The organism is Hydrogenophaga sp. GW456-12-10-14-TSB4 (assembly GCF_059424305.1).
Genome location: NZ_JBWKZH010000017.1, coordinates 80703 through 87454, shown reverse-complemented (window position 1 = coordinate 87454; position 6752 = coordinate 80703). Strand labels below are relative to the sequence as shown.

Sequence of the window (6752 nt, the reverse complement as noted above, 5' to 3'; positions counted from 1 at the left end):
GAAGGGTGGGGGTCGAGGGCATCCGGGGACTGTAGCGAAGAAGGATGGGCCTTGCCTGTCACGGGCATGGCCGCCGCCCTTGAAATTTTCCACCGCCACTGATGAAGCGCGTGCATCGCTCGTCGGCCAGTGCCGGGAAGTCTGTATTTGCATACAGTCTTTGGGGCATACAATCCGCCCCCATGGCGACCCAAACACCCAACGAATACTCCGAAGGCTCGATCCGCGTCCTCAAGGGGCTGGAGCCGGTCAAGCAGCGGCCGGGCATGTACACCCGCACCGACAACCCGCTGCACATCATCCAGGAAGTGCTGGACAACGCGGCCGACGAGGCCCTGGCCGGGCACGGCAAGAAGATCAAGGTCACGCTGCACGCCGACCACTCGGTCAGCGTGGAAGACGACGGCCGGGGCATCCCGTTCGGCCTGCACCCCGAGGAAAAGGCCCCGGTGGTCGAGCTCGTGTTCACCCGCCTGCACGCCGGCGGCAAGTTCGACAAAGGCAAGGGCGGCGCCTACAGCTTCTCCGGCGGCCTGCACGGCGTGGGCGTGAGCGTGACCAACGCGCTGTCCACCCGGCTGGAGGTGACCAGCTTCCGCGAGGGCCAGGTGGCCAAATTGACCTTTTCCGCGGGCGACGTGATCGAACCGCTGGTGCTCACCCCCAAGGGCGAGGGCGACCGCAAGCAGGGCACCACGGTGCGCGCCTGGCCCGACGCCAAGTACTTTGAAACCGCCGCCTTGCCCATGGGCGAGCTCACCCACCTGCTGCGCAGCAAGGCCGTGCTGATGCCCGGCGTGAGCGTGACGCTGGTGAACGAGAAGACCCGGGATACCCAGACCTGGCTCTACAAGGGCGGCCTGCGCGACTACCTGCAACAGACCCTGACCGGTGACCCGGTCATTCCCCTGTTTGAAGGCGAAGGCTTCGCCGACAGCGGGCACGACAGCTTCGCCGAAGGCGAGGGCGCGGCCTGGTGCGTGGCCTTCACCGAAGACGGCCAGCCGGTGCGCGAGAGCTACGTCAACCTGATCCCCACCAGCGCAGGTGGCACGCACGAAAGCGGTCTGCGCGACGGCCTGTTCCAGGCGGTCAAGGGCTTCATCGAGTTGCACGCGCTGTTGCCCAAGGGCGTGAAGCTGTTGCCCGAGGACGTGTTCGCGCGCGCCAGCTATGTGCTTTCTGCCAAGGTGCTCGACCCGCAGTTCCAGGGCCAGATCAAGGAGCGCCTGAACTCGCGCGACGCCGTGCGCCTGGTCGGCAGCTTCGTGCGCCCGGCGCTCGAACTCTGGCTCAACCAGCACGTGGACTACGGCAGGAAGCTCGCCGAGCTGGCCATCAAGGCCGCGCAGTCGCGGCAGAAGGCCGGTCAGAAGGTCGAGAAGCGCAAGGGCTCGGGCGTGGCCGTGCTGCCCGGCAAGCTCACCGACTGCGAGAGCAAGGACCTCGCGCACAACGAGGTGTTCCTGGTCGAGGGCGATTCGGCCGGCGGCAGTGCCAAGATGGGCCGCGACAAGGAAAGCCAGGCCGTGCTGCCGCTGCGCGGCAAGGTGCTCAACACCTGGGAGGTCGAGCGCGACCGCCTGTTCGCCAACACCGAAATCCACGACATCGCGGTGGCGATCGGCGTGGACCCGCACGGCCCGAACGACACGCCCGACCTGAGCGGCCTGCGCTACGGCAAGGTCTGCATCCTGTCCGACGCCGACGTCGACGGCTCGCACATCCAGGTGCTGCTGCTCACGCTGTTCTTCCGCCACTTTCCCAAGCTCATCGAAGCCGGCCACGTCTACGTGGCGCGCCCGCCGCTGTTCCGCGTGGACATTCCCGCGCGCGGCAAGAAGCCGGCGGCCAAGCAGTACGCGCTGGACGAAGGCGAGCTGCACGCCATCCTCGACAAGACCGCCAAGGACGGCGTGGCGCCCGAGAAGTGCCAGATCAGCCGCTTCAAAGGCCTGGGCGAAATGAGCGCCGAGCAGCTCTGGGACACCACCCTCAACCCCGACACGCGCCGCCTCATGCCGGTGGTGCTCGGCGCGGTCGACTTCGCCGGCACCGAAGCGCTCATCACCAAGCTCATGGGCAAGGGCGAAGCCGCCTCGCGCCGCGAGTTGATGGAGTTGCACGGCGACTCGGTGGAAGTGGACATCTGATGCTGGGGTTTTCGCTCGCGCGCCTGAGCGGCATCGTGGTGGTGCTGTTTGCCACGATGTGGATGGTCATCCAGCTGGGTGACCGGGATTGGCCGGAAGCGGGTTTGGCGTTGTGCCTTCTGGTGACCGCCCTGGCACTGGCGGTCTGGGGCGATCGCCGCATGGACCAGGCCAAGAAGCAGCGCGAATCGGCGCATCAGCGCGAGGGCGAGGCGTATCGAGGCTTTGAACGCGATGTGGGCCTGCGCTGGTTCAAGTGGGGCGTGTTCACGCTGTTCCTCGCTGTTGTCCTGCTGGCCGTCTTTTACTGGATGTTGCCCGACCTCTGGCATACCGGCCAACGCGGCAAGGCCATGGCCGTGGGTGGCGTCGGGCTGCTTTTCGCATTGGCCTGGCTGGCATTGTTGCCTCTCGGTTTTCGAGCGTTGCAGGGCCAGGCCTTGCTGCAGATCGGGCCGCTGGGTCTTCAGATGCCGTTGTTGCCCTTGATGCCTTGGTCGCATGTGCAAGGTGTCGATCTGCAAGCCATCGAGGTGAAGGGAAGCAAGCAATGGCAACTGATGCTGGCGACGGACGACGCCTATCTGCAGCTGCTGCCGCCGCGTTGGTGGATGGTGTGCTTCCTCTGGCCCATTGTTCGCATGCCTCGCAAGGTCCCGGTGATCGGGATCTCGCTGGCCTTTCTGGACGACAACCCACACACCGTGTTGCAGGCCGTCCGCCACATCGGCACACGCCATGGCGCACCGCTGGTTGAGGGCTGGCATCACGCCGAGCCGATTGCAGAGGCTCGGGAATCCCGGCGCTTGCAGCGCGAAGCGGCCGACGCCATGCAGGACGTGGATCGGTCACTGGAAGAATTGCAGCGCATCGGTTCGGGAGCCCTTCCGGACCCTGAACGACTCGCCGCGCTGAACAGCCGTGTCGCTATCGAGCTCGAGCGCATGCAGTCGACCTCGCAGGCCAGTGCGGCGCATTTCGTGGCGCGCGGCAACCGGAGCATGCAGCAGTTCCGATCTGCCATGCGCGGCCTCTGGATCGTGTTTGGCTTGATCATGGTCTGGGTGGTGGTGCGGATTGCGCTCGCCCTGACTCGATGACGGTCTCCTTATTGAATTGATTGAATTGCCATGGACAGCACCACCGAAGACTTGCCCCTGAGCTCCCCAGAGCCTGAAGACAATCTGGCGAACTACGCGCAGCGCGCCTACCTCGAATACGCGCTCTCGGTCGTGAAAGGCCGGGCGCTGCCCGACGTGTGCGACGGCCAGAAGCCGGTGCAGCGCCGCATCCTCTACAGCATGGACCGCATGGGCCTGGGCTTCAGCGGGCCCAATCGCAACACCGCCGCGCGCCCCGTGAAAAGTGCGCGCGTGGTCGGTGACGTGCTGGGCCGCTTCCACCCGCATGGTGACCAGGCCGCCTACGACGCGCTGGTGCGCATGGCGCAGGACTTCGCGCAGCGCTACCCGCTGATCGACGGCCAGGGCAACTTCGGCTCGCGCGACGGCGACGGCGCCGCTGCCATGCGGTACACCGAAGCCCGGCTGTCCCGGATCACCACCCTGCTGCTCGACGAGATCGACGAAGGCACGGTGGACTTCGTGCCCAACTACGACGGCTCCACCGTCGAGCCCAAGCAGTTGCCGGCACGCCTGCCGTTCAACCTGCTCAACGGCGCCAGCGGCATCGCCGTGGGCCTGGCCACCGAGATTCCCAGCCACAACCTGCGCGAAGTGGCCGACGCCTGCGTGGCGCTGGTGAAGAACCCCAAGCTGGCCGACGACGAGCTGCTCACGCTGCTGCCCGGGCCCGACTACCCCGGCGGCGGCCAGATCATCAGCCCGGCCAGCGACATCGCCGATGCCTACCGCACCGGCCGCGGCAGCCTCAAGGTGCGCGCGCGCTGGAAGATCGAAGACCTTGCTCGCGGCCAGTGGCAGCTTGTGGTGACCGAGCTGCCGCCGGGCGTGAGCACGCAGCGCGTGCTCGAAGAGATCGAGGAACTCACCAACCCCAAGGTGAAGGCCGGCAAGAAGGCGCTGACGCAGGAGCAGACGCAGCTCAAGGCCAGCATCCTCATGGTGCTCGACGGCGTGCGCGACGAGTCGAGCAAGGACGCGCCCGTGCGCCTGCTGTTCGAGCCCAAGAGCAGCCGCATCGAGCAGCAGGAGCTCATCACCGCGCTGCTGGCCCACACCAGCCTGGAAACGTCGGCGCCGATCAACCTCACCATGGTGGGGCTCGACGGCCGGCCGACGCAGAAGTCGCTGCGGCAGATGCTCACCGAGTGGATCGAATTCCGCCAGGGCACCATCACCCGCCGCTCGCAGCACCGCCTCACCAAGGTGCTCGACCGCATCCACATCCTCGAAGGCCGGCAGCTGGTGCTGCTCAACATCGACGAGGTGATCCGCATCATCCGCCACAGCGACGAGCCCAAGGCCGCGCTGATCGAGCGCTTCAAGCTCAGCGACCGGCAGGCCGAGGACATCCTTGAAATCCGCCTGCGCCAGCTCGCGCGGCTCGAAGCCATCAAGATCGAGCAGGAGCTCAAGGAATTGCGCGAAGAGCAGGGCAAGCTCGAAGACATTCTGGGCAACCCCGGCAGCCTGAAGCGCCTGATGGTCAAGGAGATCGAGGCCGACGCCAAGACCTTCGCCGACGAGCGCCGCACCCTGATCCAGGCCGAGAAAAAGGCCGTGGCCGAGATCAAGGTGGTGGACGAGCCGGTGACCGTGGTGATTTCCAGCAAGGGCTGGGTGCGCGCACGCACCGGCCACGGCCACGAGGCCGGCAGCTTCGCGTTCAAGGCCGGTGATGGCCTGTACGGCACCTTCGAGTGCCGCACGGTGGACACGCTCATCACCTTCGGCAGCAACGGGCGCGTGTACTCGGTGCCCGTGGCCAGCCTGCCGGGCGCGCGCGGCGACGGCCAGCCCATCACCACGCTGATCGAGCTGGAAAGCGGCACGCAGCCGCTGCACTACTTCGCCGGCCCGGCCAACGCCGCGCTGCTGCTCAGCAGCAGCGGCGGTTACGGCTTCCTGGCCACGGTGGAGAACATGGTCTCGCGCCAGCGCGGCGGCAAGACCTTCCTCAACCTCGGCGAAGGTGAAACGCCGTGCGCGCCGTCGCACGCGGCCTTCACGTCTGGCGGCGTGCCGCTGGTGCCTGCCACGCACGTGTGCTGCGCCTCCACCGGTGGGCGCATCCTCACCTTCGAGATCGGCGAACTCAAGCTGATGGAGAAGGGCGGTCGCGGCCTGATGCTGATCGACCTCGAGGCCAAGGACACCTTGGCCGGCGCCGCGGCCTACACCCGCAGCGTGAAGATCGAAGGCATCGGTCGCGGCGGCAAGGAGCGCGAGGAAACGCTGGAAATCCGAAGCCTCAACAACGCGCGCGCCGCACGGGCCCGCAAGGGCAAGGCCGCGGACCTGGGCTTCAAGCCCAACCGCATCACGCGGGTGGAGTAAGGCGAAGATGGCGCGCTCGCCCACCCTGGCCGAGCTGCGCCGCTATGCGATCGCGCGCAGCCTGTTCAAACCCGTGACCTTGCCGGCCGCGATCCGCCGGCTCGGTTTCGTGCAGGCCGATCCGATGCGCGCCCCAGCGCGCGCACAGGACCTCATCCTCTACCAGCGGGTGCGCGACTACCGCGTCGGCGACCTGGAGCGCCGTTACGAGCGGCTGGGCGTGGAAGAAGACGCCTTCGTCAACTACGGCTTCGTGCCGCGCGAGATGCTGGCGCTGCTGCACCCGCGCACGCTGCGCCGACCCTGGGACGCGGCCACCACGGACCGAGCGCGCGAGGTGCTGGCCTTCGTGCAGGAGCGTGGCGTGGTCCACCCGCGCGATGTGGGCGAGGCCTTTGTGCACCATGGCCGCGTGGCCGGCTACTGGGGCGGGGAGCTCAACGCCAGCACCCGGCTGCTCGACGACATGCACCACCACGGCTGGCTGCGCGTGCGCCGCCGTGAATCGGGCACCCGGGTGTACGAGGCGATGCGGCACACCGAGCAGGACGACAGCCCGGCGGCGCGCCTGGCGCGGGCCCAGGCCTTGGTCGATGTCATCGTGGCGCTGTACGCGCCCATCCCGGCCCCCAGCCTCGGTTACCTGGTCACCTTGCTGCGCTATGGCGCCAATCACCTGTCGGCCGAAGCGCGCGCCGTGGTGAAGACCGCGCGCGAGCGCTATGGCCATGCCGTGATCGATGGCACCACCTGGTTCTGGCCGGCCGATGAAAACCCGACCTCGCGCCGCCACCAGCCCGGTGAGGAGGTGCGGCTGCTCGCGCCGTTCGACCCTGTGGTGTGGGACCGACGGCGCTTCGAGATGCTGTGGGACTGGGCGTATCGCTTTGAAGCCTATGTGCCGGCGCCGAAACGCACCATGGGCCACTACGCCCTGCCGGTGCTGTGGGGCGAGCGCATGGTGGGCTGGGCCAACCTGCGCCTGGAGCGCGGTCAGCTTCGGCACGAGCTGGGGTTTGTCGGGGCACGCCCCCGCGATGCCGGTTTCCGGCGCGCGCTGGACGAGGAGCTCGCGCGGTTCGAGCGCTTCCTGAAGCCCGCCGGACTGGAATGAAATGAC

4 protein-coding genes are annotated in these 6752 nt (G+C 67.5%); all 4 read left to right on the top strand.

Translation table 11 applies throughout. The features are described from left to right. Nucleotides 1-182 precede the first annotated feature (182 nt). Genes AC07ZS_RS11065 through AC07ZS_RS11050 form a run of 4 tightly spaced genes read left to right on the top strand, consistent with a single transcriptional unit; the run spans nt 183 to nt 6746 of the window. Nucleotides 183-2153, top strand: coding sequence for a DNA topoisomerase IV subunit B (locus AC07ZS_RS11065; protein WP_494798650.1), 1971 nt, complete (start codon nt 183-185; stop codon nt 2151-2153). Next, nucleotides 2153-3253, top strand: a complete 1101-nt coding sequence (locus tag AC07ZS_RS11060) for a hypothetical protein (RefSeq protein ID WP_494798649.1) — start codon at nt 2153-2155, stop codon at nt 3251-3253. Before AC07ZS_RS11065 ends, AC07ZS_RS11060 begins: the two co-directional genes overlap by 1 nt. Nucleotides 3254-3283: 30 nt before the next feature. Beyond that, a complete protein-coding gene (parC, locus tag AC07ZS_RS11055) occupies nt 3284-5632 on the top strand; it encodes a DNA topoisomerase IV subunit A (RefSeq protein WP_494798648.1) in 2349 nt (782 codons plus the stop codon). Nucleotides 5633-5639: 7 nt separating this feature from the next. Beyond that, on the top strand, nt 5640-6746 hold the full coding sequence (locus AC07ZS_RS11050; RefSeq protein WP_494798647.1) for a DNA glycosylase AlkZ-like family protein: 1107 nt from the start codon (nt 5640-5642) through the stop codon (nt 6744-6746). Nucleotides 6747-6752: the final 6 nt, after the last annotated feature.

What these genes read in the sequence shown, in the direction of transcription:
- AC07ZS_RS11065 (WP_494798650.1), top strand. Translation starts at nt 183, where the DNA reads ATGGCGACCCAAACACCCAACGAATACTCCGAAGGCTCGATCCGCGTC.
- AC07ZS_RS11060 (WP_494798649.1), top strand. Translation starts at nt 2,153, where the DNA reads ATGCTGGGGTTTTCGCTCGCGCGCCTGAGCGGCATCGTGGTGGTGCTG.
- parC (WP_494798648.1), top strand. Translation starts at nt 3,284, where the DNA reads ATGGACAGCACCACCGAAGACTTGCCCCTGAGCTCCCCAGAGCCTGAA.
- AC07ZS_RS11050 (WP_494798647.1), top strand. Translation starts at nt 5,640, where the DNA reads ATGGCGCGCTCGCCCACCCTGGCCGAGCTGCGCCGCTATGCGATCGCG.